General features: G+C 70.5%; 12 protein-coding genes. 7 read left to right on the top strand and 5 right to left on the bottom strand.

Going from position 1 to position 17,590, the window contains the following annotated elements:
- Nucleotides 1-25 precede the first annotated feature (25 nt).
- Both ACWGJM_RS27555 and ACWGJM_RS27550 read right to left on the bottom strand, forming a co-directional pair.
- Nucleotides 26-682 (bottom strand): MBL fold metallo-hydrolase, encoded by a 657-nt coding sequence (locus ACWGJM_RS27555; protein ID WP_453414404.1) that lies wholly within the window; start codon nucleotides 680-682, stop codon nucleotides 26-28.
- Between the two features lie 46 nt (nucleotides 683-728).
- Nucleotides 729-1,418 carry a maleylpyruvate isomerase family mycothiol-dependent enzyme gene (locus ACWGJM_RS27550; RefSeq protein WP_453414403.1) on the bottom strand — a complete coding sequence of 230 codons (690 nt, stop codon included), beginning with the start codon at nucleotides 1,416-1,418 and terminating at the stop codon, nucleotides 729-731.
- Nucleotides 1,419-1,641: 223 nt separating this feature from the next.
- Here ACWGJM_RS27550 and uvrA point away from each other — a divergent pair, with 223 nt between their 5' ends.
- Nucleotides 1,642-4,641, top strand: coding sequence for an excinuclease ABC subunit UvrA (gene uvrA, locus ACWGJM_RS27545; RefSeq protein WP_453414402.1), 3,000 nt, complete (start codon nucleotides 1,642-1,644; stop codon nucleotides 4,639-4,641).
- A 58-nt stretch (nucleotides 4,642-4,699) separates the two neighbouring features.
- Here the strand turns inward: uvrA and ACWGJM_RS27540 are convergent, their stop codons facing one another.
- From ACWGJM_RS27540 to ACWGJM_RS27530, 3 genes are all read right to left on the bottom strand, one after another.
- Nucleotides 4,700-5,611, bottom strand: coding sequence for a carbohydrate kinase family protein (locus ACWGJM_RS27540; RefSeq protein ID WP_453414401.1), 912 nt, complete (start codon nucleotides 5,609-5,611; stop codon nucleotides 4,700-4,702).
- On the bottom strand, nucleotides 5,608-6,639 hold the full coding sequence (locus ACWGJM_RS27535) for a LacI family DNA-binding transcriptional regulator (protein WP_453414400.1): 1,032 nt from the start codon (nucleotides 6,637-6,639) through the stop codon (nucleotides 5,608-5,610). The genes ACWGJM_RS27540 and ACWGJM_RS27535 overlap by 4 nt, the downstream gene beginning before the upstream one ends.
- Nucleotides 6,640-6,759: 120 nt before the next feature.
- Nucleotides 6,760-7,710: a hypothetical protein gene (locus ACWGJM_RS27530; RefSeq protein WP_453414399.1), complete on the bottom strand. Its 951-nt coding sequence runs from the start codon at nucleotides 7,708-7,710 to the stop codon at nucleotides 6,760-6,762.
- A gap of 305 nt (nucleotides 7,711-8,015) precedes the next feature.
- On the opposite strand from ACWGJM_RS27530, the gene uvrC reads away from it, so the two are divergent.
- From uvrC to gap, 6 genes are all read left to right on the top strand, one after another.
- Entirely contained in the window at nucleotides 8,016-10,118 is a 2,103-nt protein-coding gene (gene uvrC, locus ACWGJM_RS27525) for an excinuclease ABC subunit UvrC (RefSeq protein ID WP_453414398.1), read from the top strand.
- Nucleotides 10,115-11,116 carry an RNase adapter RapZ gene (gene rapZ / locus ACWGJM_RS27520; protein WP_453414397.1) on the top strand — a complete coding sequence of 334 codons (1,002 nt, stop codon included), beginning with the start codon at nucleotides 10,115-10,117 and terminating at the stop codon, nucleotides 11,114-11,116. Before uvrC ends, rapZ begins: the two co-directional genes overlap by 4 nt.
- Complete coding sequence (locus ACWGJM_RS27515; RefSeq protein ID WP_453414396.1) at nucleotides 11,113-12,180, top strand: gluconeogenesis factor YvcK family protein; 1,068 nt, start codon at nucleotides 11,113-11,115, stop codon at nucleotides 12,178-12,180. Before rapZ ends, ACWGJM_RS27515 begins: the two co-directional genes overlap by 4 nt.
- Nucleotides 12,171-13,160, top strand: coding sequence for a DNA-binding protein WhiA (gene whiA, locus ACWGJM_RS27510; protein WP_453414395.1), 990 nt, complete (start codon nucleotides 12,171-12,173; stop codon nucleotides 13,158-13,160). Before ACWGJM_RS27515 ends, whiA begins: the two co-directional genes overlap by 10 nt.
- A gap of 150 nt (nucleotides 13,161-13,310) precedes the next feature.
- Complete coding sequence (locus tag ACWGJM_RS27505; RefSeq protein ID WP_453414394.1) at nucleotides 13,311-16,274, top strand: M14 family zinc carboxypeptidase; 2,964 nt, start codon at nucleotides 13,311-13,313, stop codon at nucleotides 16,272-16,274.
- A gap of 252 nt (nucleotides 16,275-16,526) precedes the next feature.
- Nucleotides 16,527-17,534: a type I glyceraldehyde-3-phosphate dehydrogenase gene (gap, locus tag ACWGJM_RS27500; RefSeq protein ID WP_132854504.1), complete on the top strand. Its 1,008-nt coding sequence runs from the start codon at nucleotides 16,527-16,529 to the stop codon at nucleotides 17,532-17,534.
- Nucleotides 17,535-17,590: the final 56 nt, after the last annotated feature.

The raw sequence follows: 17,590 nt of genomic DNA, 5'->3' as shown, positions 1-17,590 counted from the left end.
TACGCACCCCCCGGTCGGACGGGTCTCACCACCCGCGCGCGTGCCACTCCCGAAGATGCGGTCGCTCGGCGCCCAAGGTGGTGTCGTTGCCGTGGCCCGGGTAGACCCAGGTCTCGTCCGGCAGCACCTCGAAGATCTTCGTCTCCACATCGTGGATCAGGCTGGCGAACGCCTTCGGGTCCTTGAAGGTGTTGCCCACGCCGCCCGGGAAGAGACAGTCGCCGGTGAAGACGTGCGGGTGGCCGTGCGGGTCGTCGTAGACCAGCGCGATGGAGCCCGGGGTGTGCCCCACCAGATGGCGCGCGGTGAGTTCCACGTGCCCCACCCGGATGGTGTCGCCGTCGTCGACGAGGACGTTCGTCGGCACGGGGATGCCGGCGGCGTCCTCGCGGCCCGCGTACGTCCGGGCGCCCGTGGCCGCGACGACCTCGGCGAGCGCCTGCCAATGGTCACCGTGCCGATGCGTGGTGACGACGGACGCGATGCCGTCGTCACCGATCATCCCCAGCAGCGTCTGCGCCTCGTTGGCGGCGTCGATCAGCAGCTGCTCGTCCGTGGCCCGGCAGCGCAGCAGATAGGCATTGTTCTCCATGGGACCCACCGCGATCTTGGTGATCATCAGGTCCTTGAGCTCGTGCACATCGGCCGGTCCGCCGACCGTCACCTCTCCGCTGTACGTCATGACGATCAGCCTATAGCGGGGGAGCGGTCCACAGGCCGCTCAGGTGCTACAGCGGGGGCAGCGACGGCAGTGCGCCGCCCTTCACCGCGAGCCCCGAGCCGTCGCGGCGGCCGGCGAGCCAGCCGAGCAGCTCGGCGGCCGAGCCCTCGATGCCGATCGGGCCTCCTTCGGCGCCGCCCCCGGTGGTCCAGATCCGGCCGTCGTCGGTACGCAGACCGGTCGAGGGCACGTCCTTGTGCCCGCCGAAGCGCTCCGCGAGGAAGCCGATCTCCCGCTCGGCGAACTCCGCCGGAAGATCCTCCAGCTCGTATCCGATCCCGAGGTCGACATGGTGCAGCTCGACCTCGTTCCAGCGCCGGAAGGGCACCCGGGCCGCGGCGTCGGTGACACCGTTGCGCAGCTCGACCGTGCGCGACCAGTCCGCGAGTGCGGCCCCCGTCTCCTGGAAGCGGGCGGCGCTCTTTCGCAGGTCGGCGAGCTGGATGTCCAGGGGGCGCGGGGCGTCCCGCTCGATGTCGGCGTCCCGGGCGTCCGCCGACTCGTACATGGGACGTCCCTCGAGGACGTTGACGAGCGCGTCCGCGTTGCGGGCGAGGTGGGCCAGGATGTGGCCCCGGGTCCAGCCGGGCAGCCGTGACGGCTCGGTCACAGCCGCGTTGTCCAGTCGGCCCGCTGCGCTGAGGAGCCGCTCGGTCGCCTCCCGTACAGAGGCCAGGTCACGTGTGTGATCAATCATGCTGCTGACACTAGCCTCGCCACTCATTCGGGTGAAGGTGGTGAAGCTGTGCCGTAAATCGAATGCGCGTGCTATATGGTCGGGGCTGGCGTCGGGCATGCTGGATGGCCGGGGGTTGTTATGCAACCGGGAATCCGACCGGCGTTGTCAGTGGCTCCCCCTAGTCTGAAGAAGCACGGGGGCCCCGCCCCTGTCACTTCTCTCAAGAAAGGTGCGGACCGGCGTGGCCGACCGTCTCATCGTCCGTGGCGCGCGCGAGCACAACCTCAAGAACGTCTCGCTCGACCTGCCTCGGGACTCGCTCATCGTCTTCACGGGCCTGTCCGGGTCGGGCAAGTCCTCCCTGGCCTTCGACACCATCTTCGCCGAGGGCCAGCGGCGCTACGTGGAGTCGCTCTCCTCGTACGCCCGCCAGTTCCTCGGCCAGATGGACAAGCCGGACGTCGACTTCATCGAGGGCCTCTCCCCGGCCGTCTCCATCGACCAGAAGTCGACCTCGCGCAACCCGCGCTCGACGGTCGGCACCATCACCGAGGTCTACGACTACCTGCGTCTGCTGTTCGCGCGCATCGGCAAGCCGCACTGTCCCGAGTGCGGCCGCCCGATCTCACGCCAGTCGCCGCAGGCCATCGTCGACAGGGTCCTGGAGCTGCCGGAGGGGAGCCGCTTCCAGGTGCTCTCGCCGCTGGTGCGCGAGCGCAAGGGAGAGTTCATCGATCTCTTCGCCGACCTCCAGACCAAGGGCTACAGCCGCGCGCGTGTGGACGGCCAGACCATCCAGCTCTCCGAGCCGCCCACGCTGAAGAAGCAGGAGAAGCACACCATCGAGGTGGTCGTCGACCGCCTGACGGTGAAGGACTCCGCCAAGCGACGGCTCACCGACTCCGTGGAGACGGCCCTCGGCCTCTCCGGCGGCATGGTCGTGCTGGACTTCGTCGACCTCCCCGAGGACGACCCCGAGCGCGAGCGCATGTACTCGGAGCACCTGTACTGCCCCTACGACGACCTGTCCTTCGAGGAGCTCGAGCCCCGTTCCTTCTCGTTCAACTCGCCCTTCGGCGCCTGCCCCGAGTGCACCGGCATCGGTACGCGCATGGAGGTCGACCCGGAGCTGATCGTCCCGGACGAGGACAAGTCCCTCGACGAGGGCGCCATACACCCCTGGTCGCACGGGCACACCAAGGACTACTTCGGCCGTCTGGTCGGCGCCCTCGCGGACGCGCTGGGCTTCCGGACGGACATCCCCTTCGCCGGTCTGCCGCAGCGCGCGAAGAAGGCCCTGCTGTACGGCCACAAGACGCAGATCGAGGTCCGCTACCGCAACCGGTACGGGCGCGAGCGTGTGTACACCACGCCCTTCGAGGGCGCCGTGCCCTTCGTCAAGCGCCGGCACAGCGAGGCCGAGAGCGACGCCAGCCGCGAGCGCTTCGAGGGCTACATGCGCGAGGTGCCCTGCCCCACCTGTGAGGGCACCCGCCTGAAGCCGATCGTCCTCGCCGTCACGATCATGGAGAAGTCGATCGCCGAGGTCTCCGCGATGTCCATCAGCGACTGCGCGGACTTCCTGGGCGAGCTGAAGCTGAGCGCCCGCGACAAGAAGATCGCCGAGCGTGTGCTGAAGGAGGTCAACGAGCGGCTGCGGTTCCTGGTCGACGTCGGCCTGGACTACCTCTCGCTCAACCGCGCGGCCGGAACCCTCTCCGGCGGCGAGGCCCAGCGCATCCGCCTGGCCACCCAGATCGGCTCCGGCCTCGTCGGCGTCCTGTACGTCCTCGACGAGCCCTCCATCGGCCTGCACCAGCGCGACAACCACCGGCTGATCGAGACCCTGGTCCGGCTGCGGGACATGGGCAACACCCTGATCGTCGTCGAGCACGACGAGGACACCATCAAGGTCGCCGACTGGGTGGTCGACATCGGCCCCGGCGCCGGCGAGCACGGCGGCAAGGTCGTGCACAGCGGCTCCCTGAAGGAGCTGCTCGCCAACGCCGAGTCGCAGACCGGCCAGTACCTGTCCGGCAAGAAGTCGATCCCCGTGCCGGGCATCCGCCGCCCCCGTGACCCCTCGCGGCAGCTCACCGTGCACGGCGCCCGGGAGAACAACCTCCAGGACATCGACGTGTCCTTCCCGCTCGGCGTGTTCACGGCCGTCACGGGTGTGTCAGGCTCCGGCAAGTCGACGCTGGTCAACGACATCCTGTACACGCACCTGGCCCGCGAGCTGAACGGCGCGCGCAACGTCCCTGGCCGGCACACGCGCGTGGACGGCGACGACCTGGTCGACAAGGTGGTGCACGTCGACCAGTCGCCCATCGGACGCACCCCGCGGTCGAACCCGGCGACGTACACCGGTGTCTTCGACCACGTCCGCAAGCTGTTCGCGGAGACGACCGAGGCGAAGGTCCGCGGCTACCTGCCCGGCCGCTTCTCCTTCAACGTCAAGGGCGGCCGCTGCGAGAACTGCGCCGGTGACGGCACGATCAAGATCGAGATGAACTTCCTCCCGGACGTCTACGTCCCGTGCGAGGTCTGCCACGGCGCCCGGTACAACCGGGAGACCCTGGAGGTCCACTACAAGGGCAAGTCCATCGCCGACGTCCTGAACATGCCGATCGAGGAGGCCACGGACTTCTTCGAGGCCGTCCCGGCGATCGCCCGGCACCTCAACACGCTGAAGGACGTCGGCCTCGGCTACGTCCGTCTCGGGCAGTCCGCCACCACCCTGTCCGGCGGTGAGGCACAGCGCGTGAAGCTCGCCAGCGAGCTTCAGCGCCGCTCCACCGGCCGCACGGTCTATGTGCTGGACGAGCCGACCACCGGCCTGCACTTCGAGGACATCAGCAAGCTGCTCAAGGTCCTCTCCGGCCTGGTCGACAAGGGCAACACGGTCATCGTCATCGAGCACAACCTCGACGTGGTCAAGACCGCCGACTGGGTCGTCGACATGGGCCCCGAGGGAGGCGCCGGCGGCGGCCTCGTCGTCGCGGAGGGCACCCCCGAGCAGGTGGCCGGGGTTCCGGCCAGCCACACCGGCAAGTTCCTCCGGGACATCCTCCAGCCGGAGACGATCAGCGACGCCACGCCCCCGGCGAAGGCGACGGCGAAGAAGACGGCAACGGCCCGGACCGCCAAGGCCGCCAACAACACGGCGACCGGCAAGGCCGCCGGAGCCACGAAGAAGGCGGCACCCGCGAAGAGGACGACGCGGGCACGCAAGGCCTGAGCGACACAAGGAGCGGTGCCCCGCGGGAACTGACCGCGGGGCACCGTCCGTTCCATCGTCAGATGTCCCCCAGCTCGGCGGCGAACGGCGGCTCGGCTCCCGCCCGTGAGCAGGTGATCGCCGCCGCGCGCGCCGCGTACCGCAGCAACCGCGTCCAGCCGTCCGCGCCCAGGGCGGCGACGACCCCGGGGGAGAGGGCGTCCTGGCCGGCCAGACCGTGCAGCAGGGCGGCGTTCACCGTGTCACCGGCGCCGATGGTGTCCACGACGTCGACCTTCACACCCGGTACGGAATGCTCCGCGCCCTCCCGGGTGAAGACGGTGAGACCGTCGCCGCCCCGGGTGATCACGACGGCCGAGGGGCCCGCGGCCAGCCAATCGCCCGGGGTGCCGCCCAGCCACCGGGCGTCCTCCTCGGAGAGCTTGAGCAGGGTCACCGACGGCAGCCAGCTCTTGAAACGCGCCCGGTAGGCGTCCGCGTCGGGGATCAGGCCCGGCCGGATGTTCGGGTCGAGCGCGGTGAACAGGCCCTGCCCGGCCGCGGTCCGCATCAGCTCCTCGTAGGCGCTCGCCCCCGGTTCCAGGACGAGCGAACAGGTGCCGAACGACACCGCGCGGGTGCCGGCGGGAAGGCGGGCGGGAGCCGTGAACAGGCGGTCGGCGGTGCCCTCGACGTAGAAGGAGTAGGCGGCCGAGCCGTCGGCGCCGACGGTGGCGACCGCGAGGGTGGTCGGTTCTGTGCCGCGCTGCACGGCCGAGACGTCCACGCCCGCCTGCCGCAGCCCGTCGAGCAGGGCCTCGCCGAAGGCGTCGAGGGAGGTGCGGGAGCAGAAGGCGGTGGGGGAGCCGAGACGGCCCAGCGCCACGGCCGTGTTGTAGGGGCCGCCGCCGCGCGCCGGCTGTAGCCCCGCGAGGGGCCCCGGGCCCCGCGGTACCAGGTCGATCAGTGCCTCACCGGCGACGACGATCAAGAGTCGGTTCCTTTCTCGGGGCACCCGCACGATGTGCGATGGACGAAGGAGCTGGGCAGCCGGACGGTCCGGGCGGGACCGTCCGGTGCGGCCAGGCGGTCGAGGAGCACCTGGACGGCCCGTGCCCCGATGTCCCTGCTGGGCTGGGCGACCGCGGTGAGCCGCGGGGAGAACAGATCGGCCCACGCGAAGTCGTCGAAGCAGCACAGGGCGATGTCGCCGGGCACGAACAGGTCCCGCGCGCGCAGGGCGCGCAGGGCGCCGATGGTCATCGCGTTGTTGGCGGTGACGAGCGCAGTCGGCGCGGGGGTGAGCGCCAGCAGGGCCGCGGTGGCCCGCTCGGCGCCGGCCGACTCGGAGTTGCCGCAGACCTCGAGGCGTTCGTCGCGGGCCAGCCCGGCGGCGGCCAGGCCGTGCCGGTAGCCGGCGATCCGCTCGCTGGTGGTGCTCAGCCCGGGCAGCCCGGCGACCAGCCCGATCCGGCGGTGGCCGAGCCCGGCGAGATGGGTCACGAGCCGGGTCATCGGTTCGGTGTTCTCCGCGCAGACCTGGTCGAAGCGCGAGCCGGTGCCGGTGCGGCCGTCGATCACCCGGTCCAGGAACACGGCCGGTACGTCGTGCCGGCCGAGGTAGGCGACGAGGCCGCGGGGGTCCGCGGACGGGGCGACGATCATGCCGTCGACACGGCGCTCGTGGAGGAGCTGGACGACCTTGCGCTCGTGCTCGGGGTCGTCGTGCGGATCGGCGATGAGGAGGCTGTATCCCTCCTCCAGGGCGGCGGCCTCCACGCCCTGGAGGATCTCCGTGAAGTACGGGTTGCTGGTCGCCGACACCGCGAGCCCGATGGAGCGGGTACGGGAGGTCACCAGGGAGCGGGCGAGGGTGTTGGGCGTGTAGCCGAGTTCGTCGACGGCGTCCAGGACGGCCCGGCGCGTGTGCGGGAGCACCGGGCGCGTGCCGTTGAGTACGTGCGAGACGGTCGCCACCGAGACTCCGGCGCTCCGGGCGACGTCGGCCATGGTGGACATGGGACGGGTTCCCTCCTGGGCCGGGGCGGCCCTCTGGCGGAAAATATCCCATCCGGGCGCCCGACGTAAACGCTTGCGCAAGCGTTTACGTCCCAGGTTCACACCCCTATGAGGCCGGACTCAGCCCCAGTCCCAGCAGATGCCCACGATGCCCGGCCGGGTCCGTGGCTCGACCAGATGCACCGAGCGGTGCAGCCCGCTGAGCGGCAACTCCTGCCGCCCGCTGCGCGGGGCCGCCGTCGAGTGCTGGGTGAACCGGTGGCACCGCACCGGCACCGCCCCCGCGGCGAAGCGCACCTGGAGGGCGTACTGGCCGCCGGGGAAGCCGAAGCCGCGCGCGTACTCGCGTGCGACTCCGGCCGTGCCGTCCTCGACGCCGTACCGGAAGAGGAAGGTGTCGCCGGACCGCAGCCGGGTGTCGAAGAGCAGTTCCGCGACGAGCAATCCGCTGTCCTGGTCCCAGCGGATCCGGCCGGTGCGGCAGTTCTCCAGGGCGTGCACCGTCATGCGCTGCGGCACGCAGCCCGGGTCCCCGTGGTGGACGGCCACGAAGCGGTCCACGCCGTCCCGGTGGGCGCGCACGATGTGGTGCGACTCGCGGCCGGCCAGTTCACGGCGCGCGCCGATCCGTATCCGCTCGTGGTGGCCGAGAGTGTGCAACCCGCCGTCGAGGGCCCAGCCCAGGTCGGCCTGGAGCCGTTCCAGGACGTCGGAGGCCTCGACCAGGGAGCGGTACGACCGGGCCGCCGCCGGGCGTGCGGCGGCCCGGCTCTCTTCGGACTCGGCGAGCAGCCGGATCAGCGACTCGTCCGGCAGCTGGAGGATCTCCTCCAGGGCCCGCACGGCGCGCAGCGACTCGGGGCGCTGCGGGCGCCGGGCGCCCTGCTGCCAGTAGCTCAGGCTGGTCACGCCCACCTTGACCCCATGGCGCGAGAGGTGGTGCTGCACGCGCTGGAGCGGAAGCCCGCGGGCGGCGATCGCGGCGCGCAGGGCGACATGGAAGGGGCCGCCCCGCAGGGCCGTGTCCAGTTCCGCGGTGGCGACGTCCGCGCGCTGTGTGACGTGCGGCATGCAGAGGGGCCTTTCTGTGAAGGTTCACTACGGCTGGTCAGACCGTTCGCAACGGGCCCTCGGGCCCGGTCGGGGCCACCCCGTCCGCGCCGGTGCGTCCGCACATCTGTACGCCGTATCCGTGCGCCGTCGTTCACGGCCCCCGAGTTCCCCCGCATTGAAGCGTGTTGACCTTGCTCCGACAACACCTCGCGTTCGGCCGCCGTACACACCTGGCCGAGGCGCGACCCCCGGGCGGCCGGGAGGCGCACGGCGTTGTCCACAGGCCCGTCGCGGTGTCGGTCCTCGCCAGTAGGGTGTGAGACATGGCCGACCCCTCCAGCTACCGCCCCACCCCGGGAGACATCCCGGACTCTCCCGGGGTCTACAGGTTCCGTGACGAGCACCGCCGGGTGATCTACGTCGGAAAGGCGAAGAGCCTGCGCCAGCGCCTGGCGAACTACTTCCAGGATCTGGCGAACCTCCACCCCCGCACCCGGACGATGGTCACCACCGCCGCCTCCGTGGAGTGGACCGTGGTGTCCACGGAGGTCGAGGCGCTCCAGCTGGAGTACTCGTGGATCAAGGAGTACGACCCCCGGTTCAACGTCAAGTACCGCGACGACAAGAGCTACCCGTACCTCGCGGTGACGATGAACGAGGAGTTCCCCCGGGTACAGGTGATGCGCGGTCACAAGAAGAAGGGCGTCAGGTATTTCGGCCCGTACGCGCACGCGTGGGCTATCCGCGACACCGTCGACCTGCTGCTGCGCGTCTTCCCGGTGCGCACCTGCTCGGCCGGCGTCTTCAAGAACGCCTCCCGCACCGGCCGCCCCTGCCTGCTCGGCTACATCGGAAAGTGCTCCGCCCCCTGCGTCGAGCGGATCTCCGCCGAGGAGCACCGCGAACTGGCCGAGGAGTTCTCCGACTTCATGGCCGGCCGCACGGGCACGTACCTGCGCCGTCTGGAGAAGCAGATGATGGCGGCGGCCGACGAGATGGAGTACGAGCGGGCCGGCCGCCTGCGCGACGACATCGAGGCCCTGAAGAAGGCCATGGAGAAGAACGCGGTCGTGCTCGCCGACGCGACCGACGCCGACCTCATCGCTGTCGCCGAGGACGAGCTGGAGGCGGCCGTCCAGATCTTCCACGTCCGCGGCGGCCGGGTGCGCGGCCAGCGTGGCTGGGTGACCGACAAGGTCGAGGAGGTCACCACCGGCGCTCTGGTGGAGCACGCCCTCCAGCAGCTCTACGGCGAGGAGAGCGGCGACGCGGTCCCCAAGGAGGTCCTGGTCCCCGCCCTGCCCGAGCCGGTCGAACCGGTCCAGGAATGGCTGACCGGCCGCCGCGGCTCGAACGTCTCGCTGCGCATCCCGCAGCGCGGCGACAAGAAGGCGCTCATGGAGACCGTGCAGCGCAACGCCCAGCAGGCCCTCGCCCTGCACAAGACCAAGCGCGCCTCCGACCTCACCACCCGTTCCCGCGCCCTGGAGGAGATCGCCGGGGCCCTCGACCTGGACAGCGCCCCCCTGCGGATCGAGTGCTACGACATCTCGCACCTACAGGGCGACGACGTGGTGGCCTCCATGGTCGTCTTCGAGGACGGCTTGCAGCGCAAGAGCGAGTACCGGCGCTTCCAGATCAAGGGCTTCGCGGGTCAGGACGACGTCCGCTCCATGCACGAGGTGATCACCCGCCGCTTCCGCCGCTATCTCGCCGAGAAGGAGAGGACCGGCGAGTGGGTCGACGACGGCTCCCAGGACGGCGTCACGGGGGACGGAGCCACGGGAGACGGCAGCACGGGGGACGGTGACATCAGGGAGGGCCTCAAGGACGACGACGGCCGCCCCAGGAAGTTCGCCTACCCGCCGCAGCTCGTCGTCGTCGACGGCGGCCAGCCGCAGGTCGCGGCCGCCCAGCGGGCCCTGGACGAGCTCGGCATCGACGACATCGCCGTCTGCGGCCTCGCCAAGCGCCTGGAGGAGGTCTGGGTGCCGGGCGAGGACGACCCGGTGGTCCTGCCCCGCACCAGCGAAGGCCTCTACCTGCTCCAGCGCGTCCGCGACGAGGCGCACCGGTTCGCGATCACCTACCAGCGGACCAAGCGCGCCAAACGGTTCCGCGCCGGCCCCCTCGACGACGTGCCCGGCCTCGGTGAGACCCGCAAACAGGCGCTGATCAAGCACTTCGGCTCGGTGAAGAAGCTGCGGGCCGCCACCGTCACCCAGATCCAGGAAGTGCCCGGCATAGGCCGCAAGACGGCCGAGACCATCGCCGTGGCACTCGCGCAGGCGGCCCCGGCCGCACCCGCCGTGAACACGGCGACCGGAGAGATCATTGAAGACGAGGAGCCCGAGACGACGGCGGGTGACTCGGGGGAGCCCGTGCCCGCGGGCGCCCCGGACGAACGACGGGGGCAGGAGACATGAACGAGCACGACGCACAGCCCACAGCGGACCGAGATCCGGCACCCAGGGACACCGGTGAGGATCAGCCGCAGCAGCAGGTCCAGGACAACGGAGCACAGGTGAGTACGGGCAGCGAGACAGCCGGGGCCCCCGACACGGCCATCCCCGAGCTGGTGATCATCTCCGGCATGTCCGGAGCCGGCCGTTCGACGGCCGCCAAGTGTCTGGAGGACCTCGGCTGGTTCGTCGTCGACAACCTCCCGCCGGCCCTGATCCCCACCATGGTGGAGCTCGGTGCCCGCTCCCAGGGCAACGTGGCGCGGATCGCGGTCGTCGTCGACGTACGCGGCCGGCGTTTCTTCGACAACCTGCGTGAGTCCCTCGCGGACCTCGACACCCGGGGTGTCACCCGCCGGATCGTCTTCCTGGAGTCCTCCGACGAGGCACTCGTGCGCCGCTTCGAGTCGGTGCGCCGCCCGCACCCCCTCCAGGGCGACGGCCGGATCGTCGACGGCATCGCCGCCGAACGGGAACTGCTGCGCGAGCTGCGCGGTGACGCCGACCTGGTGATCGACACCTCCAGCCTCAACGTGCACGAGCTGCGCGCCAAGATGGACGCGCAGTTCGCCGGTGAGGAGGAGCCCGAGCTGCGGGCCACCGTGATGTCCTTCGGCTTCAAGTACGGCCTCCCCGTCGACGCCGACCTGGTCGCGGACATGCGCTTCCTGCCCAACCCCCACTGGGTCCCGGAGCTGCGCCCGTACACCGGCGTCAACGAGGAGGTGGCCGCGTACGTCTTCAACCAGCCCGGCGCCAAGGAGTTCCTCGACCGGTACGCGGAACTGCTACGGCTCATCGCGGCCGGTTACCGCCGTGAGGGCAAGCGCTATGTGACGATCGCCATCGGCTGCACCGGCGGCAAGCACCGCTCGGTCGCCATGTCGGAGAAGCTCGCCGCACGCCTCGCGGCCGAGGGCGTGGAGACGGTGGTCGTCCACCGGGACATGGGACGGGAATGACGGAACGTACACCGCGGCTGAGCAGGCTGCGCCGGATGGTGCCCGAGGCCAGGGCCGGCCGGCCCGCGGAGATCCGCGGCGGCCGGCCGCGCCGTCGCGGCACCCAGCCCAAGGTCGTCGCCCTCGGCGGCGGCATGGGCCTGTCCGCCTCGCTCGCCGCGCTGCGCCGGATCACCGGCGACCTCACCGCCGTCGTCACCGTCGCCGACGACGGCGGCTCCAGCGGGCGCCTGCGCGACGAGCTGGGCGTGCTGCCGCCCGGCGACCTGCGCAAGGCGCTGGCCGCGCTGTGCGGCGACGACGACTGGGGGCAGACCTGGGCCCGGGTCATCCAGCACCGCTTCCAGTCCCAGGGCGAGATGCACGGCCACGCGGTCGGCAACCTGCTGATCGTCGCCCTGTGGGAGCAGCTCGGTGATCATGTGCAGGCCCTGGACCTGGTCGGCAAGCTGCTGGGCGCGCACGGGCGCGTGCTGCCCATGTCCGCCGTGCCGCTGGAACTCCAGGCCCTGGTCAAGGGGCACGACCCGGAGCGCCCGGACGAGGTCGACACCGTGCGCGGGCAGGCCACCGTCGCCCTCACCCCGGGCGAGGTCCAGTCCGTGCACCTGGTGCCGCACGACCCGCCCGCCGTCCCGGAGGCCGTCGCCGCCGTCCTGGACGCCGACTGGGTGGTGCTCGGCCCCGGCTCCTGGTTCTCCTCGGTCATCCCGCACCTGCTCGTCCCCGAACTCCTGGACGCCCTCACGGAGACGAAGGCACGCCGGGTGCTCTCCCTGAACCTCGCCCCGCAGCCCGGAGAAACCGAGGGCTTCTCTCCGCAGCGTCATTTGGAGGTTTTGGGGCGACACGCCCCTAAACTCGCCCTGGACGTGGTGCTGGCCGACGAGGCCGCCGTGCCCGACCGCGACTCGCTCACCGAGGCCGCCAAGCGGCTGGGAGCCGCGGTCGAGCTGGCGCCCGTGGCCCGGACCGACGGGACCCCGAGGCACGACCCGGAGCTGTTGGCCGCCGCGTACGACCGTATTTTTCGGATGCATGGAAGGATCGGCCCATGGCGATGACGGCAGCGGTGAAGGATGAGATCTCCCGGCTCCCCGTCACCCGGACCTGCTGCAGGAAGGCGGAGGTCTCCGCCATTCTGCGGTTCGCCGGCGGCCTCCACCTGGTGAGCGGGCGCATCGTGATCGAGGCGGAGCTGGACACCGCGATGGCGGCCCGCCGCCTCAAGCGGGACATCCTGGAGATCTTCGGCCACACCTCGGAGCTGATCGTGATGGCGCCCGGTGGGCTGCGCCGCGGCTCACGGTACGTGGTGCGGGTGGTCGCCGGCGGCGACCAGCTGGCCCGGCAGACCGGTCTGGTGGACGGCCGGGGCCGCCCGATCCGCGGCCTGCCCCCGCAGGTGGTCTCCGGCGCGACCTGTGACGCCGAGGCGGCCTGGCGCGGGGCCTTCCTGGCGCACGGCTCGCTGACCGAGCCCGGCCGTTCCTCCTCCCTGGAGGTGACCTGCCCGGGGCCGGAGGCCGCGCTGGCGCTGGTGGGCGCCGCTCGCCGGCTGTCCATCGCCGCGAAGGCCCGCGAGGTCCGGGGCGTGGACCGGGTGGTCGTCCGTGACGGCGACGCGATCGGCGCCCTGCTCACCCGGCTCGGCGCGCACGAGTCCGTGCTGGCCTGGGAGGAGCGCCGGATGCGCCGCGAGGTGCGGGCCACCGCGAACCGGCTCGCCAACTTCGACGACGCCAACCTGCGCCGCTCGGCCCGCGCCGCCGTCGCCGCCGGTGCCCGCGTCCAGCGTGCCCTGGAGATCCTCGGCGACGAGGTCCCCGAGCACCTCGCGGCCGCCGGGCGGCTGCGCATGGAGCACAAGCAGGCCTCCCTGGAGGAGCTGGGCGCCCTCGCCGACCCGCCGCTGACCAAGGACGCCGTCGCCGGCCGTATCCGCCGTCTGCTGGCGATGGCCGACAAGCGCGCCTCCGACCTCGGCATCCCGGGGACGGAGTCCAACCTCTCCGAGGAGCTGGCCGACAACCTGGCAGGGTGATTGACGGCTTGTCAGATCGCCGGTGTCCGAGCCCACTTGGGTGATCGGCACCGGCGTTTTGCTGTCCTTGAGGCGCCCTTGACTCGATCATGTTGTGTCATGAGCCTGGCAGATGTTCGCCGCTGTGGCGAACCACGGCAAGGGGGGTTCATGAGACACAGAGCGAGATCGATCCTCGCTGTCGGCGCGCTTCTCATCGGCGGAGCGAGCCTCGCACCCATCGCCCAGGCACACAGTGGTACCCCGGCCAAAGCTGACGCCAACAGCGACAACGAGGTCAAGGTATTCCGCGCCGAAGTCACCCAGAAGCAGGTGCCGCTGCTGCTCGCGGCCGGACAGGACGGCAACGAACTCGGCGAGCAGGCGGCCGGACCCGGCAAGCACACCGTCGAGCTCTATCTCACCGGCCAGCAGGCGAAGAAGCTCGAGAAGCAGGGCGTCGACCTCACCGAACACACACTTTCCGCCAGGGCCGCGACCCGCGTCGAGGACGCGGCCCAGGGCGTGTTCCGCCCCTACAGCGGCAGCGGCGGCCTGAAGGCGGAGATCCTCCGGACCGCCCAGCAGAACCCCGGCCTCGCCAAGGTCGAGTCCATCGGCAAGACCGTGGGCGGCCAGGACATCCTCGCGCTCAAACTGACCAAGAACGCGAAGAGGTCCAAGGACGGCTCCAAGCCCTCCGTGCTGTACATGTCCAACCAGCACGCGCGCGAGTGGATCACGCCGGAGATGACGAGGCGGCTGCTCCACTACTACCTGGACAGCTACAAGACGGACAAGCGGATCAAGAAGATCGTCGACTCGACCGAGCTGTGGTTCGTCCTGTCGGCCAACCCCGACGGCTACGACTACACCTTCAAGAACTCCGCCTCCCGCCTGTGGCGCAAGAACCTGCGGGACGTCAACGGCGACGGAGCCATCTCCACCGGCGACGGCGTCGACCTCAACCGCAACTTCGCCTACAAGTGGGGCTACGACGACGAGGGTTCGTCACCCAACCCCACGAGCGAGACCTATCGCGGCGCGAGCCCGGAGTCCGAGCCCGAGACCAAGGCCCTCGACGGCTTCGAGAAGCGCATCGGCTTCGCGTACGCCGTCAACTACCACTCCGCCGCCGAACTGCTCCTCTACGGCGTCGGCTGGCAGGTTGCCACCCCGACCCCGGACGACGTCCTCTACAAGGCCCTCGCCGGCACCCCCGACAAGTCCGCGATCCCGGGCTACCACCCGCAGGTCTCCTCGGAGCTGTACACCACCAACGGCGAGGCCGACGGCCACGCCTCCAACGTCAACGGCATGGCGATGTTCACGCCTGAGATGTCGACCTGCCAGACCGCGTCGAACCTCGACCCGAACGACGCCTGGAAGGCCTCCGACTGCCAGTCGGTCTTCAACTTCCCCGACGACGAGAAGCTGATCCAGCAGGAGTTCACCAAGAACGTCCCGTTCGCGCTCTCCGTCGCCGAGACCGCCGCCCACCCCGACAAGCCGTCCTCCTCGGTCGGGCTGAGCGCCGCCGACTTCACCCCGGCGACGTTCTCGACGTCGTACTCGCGCGGCGCCGACCAGCAGGTCTCGGTCGTCGTCCGCAAGTCCGTGCGCGACAAGGAGCTCAAGTACCGCGTCAACGGCGGCCGCACGCGGGACCAGGCGCTCAGGTCCTGGAAGGGCGGCGAGACCTACGGCGGTGAGGACAACCTCTACTTCGACGAGTACCGGGCCAAGGTCCGGGCCGGCAAGCCCGGCGACAAGGTCGAGGTGTGGTTCACCGGACGGACGAGGAGCGGAAAGCGCACCTCCAGCACGCACTTCACGTACACCGTGGCCAAGCGGCCCGCGGCGGACACCCTCGTGGTCGCCGAAGAGGGCGCGGCCGCCACTCAGGCGCAGAAGTACGTGGACGCGCTGAAGGCGGCCGGCCGCAGGGCGGTCGTCTGGGACGTCGCCACGCAGGGGGCGCCCGACGCGCTCGGCGTGCTGAAGTACTTCAAGACGGTCGTGCACTACTCCGGCACGAGCGGCCCGGGCAACGCCACCCAGCTCCAGCTGCGCGCCTACCTCAACGAGGGCGGCAAGCTGATCGAGGCCGGTGAACTGGCAGGCGGCAACGTCGCCCTCGCCGACGGCACCCCGTCGGACGACTTCAGCCAGTACTACCTCGGCGCCTACTCGCGCACGTCGCTCACCGGGGCCACCGGCTTCACCGGCTCCGGCGCCCTCGGCGGCTTCACCGGCGCCCTCGGCGACGCGCCCGGCAACCCGCTCGACAAGGCCGGCACCTACTCCGTCACCTCCGACGAGCTGTCCACGGCCGCCTACCCGCAGTTCGCCAGCGCGGGGGCGGGCCAGTTCGCCGGGACCGTCAACCCGTACGGGCCGTACACGGGCTCGTACATGGCCGCGGCGGTGCACACCGACGACGCCTACAAGCGGCTCACCCGCACCATCGACCTCACCGGTGTCAGCGCGGCCGACAGGCCGACGCTGCGCACCCGCCTGCTGTGGGACACCGAGCCCGGCTACGACCACGCGGTGGTCGAGGCGCACACCACCGGCGCCGACGACTGGACGACGCTTCCGGAGGCGGGCGGCGCCACCTCCAAGGCGGTGCCCACCGACTGCGAGTCCGGTTTCCTGGTCAACGAGCATCCGTGGCTCCAGCACTACCTGACCGTCGCGGCCGGCGGCTGCACCGCGACCGGCAGCAGCGGCTCCTGGAACAGCCTCACCGGCAGCTCGAACGGCTGGCAGTCGGTCGGTTTCGACCTGAGCGCCTACGCCGGGAAGTCCGTCGAGCTCTCGATTGCCTACATCACCGACCCGGGCACCGGCGGCCACGGCGTACTCGCCGACGACGCCTCGCTCGTCGTCGGCGGCACGGCCAAGGAGACCGAGGGCTTCGAGACGTCGCTGGGCGCCTGGAGCGTGTCCGGACCGCCCCCGGGCAGCCCGGCGGTCCTGAAGGACTGGACGCGCACTGGAGCCTTGTTCAAGACGTACGGAGCGGTCACCACGGACCGGACCGTGCTGCTCGGCTTCGGCCTGGAACAGGTCCAGGCGGCGGCCGACCGGAAGGCCCTGGTGAAGAAGGCCCTCGAGGCACTCGACAAGTGAGCCGACGCGCTCACGAACGAGTGATCCGGGTGGTCGTCCGGCACTGACACTCCATAGCCAAATGGGGTGATCCCGGCGCAGAGCCGGGGCGGTCCGTACCCCTACTGGCGGGTACGGACCGCCGTGCCGTGTATGGGGTATCTGGATGTCACCACCGGGCCCCCAGGGAGGTAGGGTCGGGGGTGGTCGGGGACATCCCAAACACAGCTCGCCGGCACCGCATGGCCGGCGTACCAACGAGGAGATCGGTTCGTGACGATCCGCGTAGGCATCAACGGCTTCGGCCGCATCGGACGTAACTACTTCCGCGCGCTGCTGGAGCAGGGTGCAGACATCGAGGTTGTGGCTGTCAACGACCTGGGTGACACCGCGACCACCGCCCACCTGCTCAAGTACGACACGATCCTGGGCCGCCTCAAGCAGGAGGTCTCCCACACCGCCGACACGATCACCGTCGACGGGCACACCATCAAGGTGCTCTCCGAGCGCAACCCGGCCGACATCCCATGGGGCGAGCTGGGCGTCGACATCGTCATCGAGTCGACCGGCATCTTCACCAAGAAGGACGACGCCGCGAAGCACATCGCCGGCGGCGCGAAGAAGGTCCTCATCTCGGCCCCGGCCAAGGACGAGGACATCACCATCGTGATGGGCGTCAACCAGGACAAGTACGACGCCGCGAACCACCACGTCATCTCCAACGCCTCCTGCACCACCAACTGTGTGGCGCCGATGGCGAAGGTCCTCGACGAGAACTTCGGCATCGTCAAGGGCCTGATGACGACGGTGCACGCCTACACGAACGACCAGCGCATCCTGGACTTCCCGCACAAGGACCTGCGCCGCGCCCGTGCCGCCGCCGAGAACATCATCCCGACCACCACGGGTGCCGCCAAGGCCACCGCGCTGGTCCTGCCGCAGCTCAAGGGCAAGCTGGACGGCATCGCGATGCGCGTCCCGGTCCCGACCGGCTCGGTCACCGACCTCGTCGTCGAACTCGGCCGTGAGGTCACCAAGGAAGAGGTCAACGCCGCCTTCCAGAAGGCCGCCGAGGGCGAGCTGAAGGGCCTCCTCGACTACACCGAGGACCCGATCGTCTCCTCCGACATCGTCAACGCCCCGGCGTCCTGCACCTTCGACTCCTCCCTGACCATGGTCCAGGAGGGCAAGAACGTGAAGGTCATCGGCTGGTACGACAACGAGTGGGGCTACTCCAACCGCCTCGTCGACCTGACGGTCTTCGTCGGCAACCAGCTCTGATCGCCGAAGCAGGCATCTCGGTGTGAGGACAGGGCTCGGGCAGCGCAAGGTCGCGC

The sequence above is a fragment of the Streptomyces sp. NPDC054834 genome (assembly GCF_053611185.1).
The sequence above is the reverse complement of the archived record's forward strand: the minus strand, read 5'-3'. Positions and strand labels throughout refer to the sequence as shown.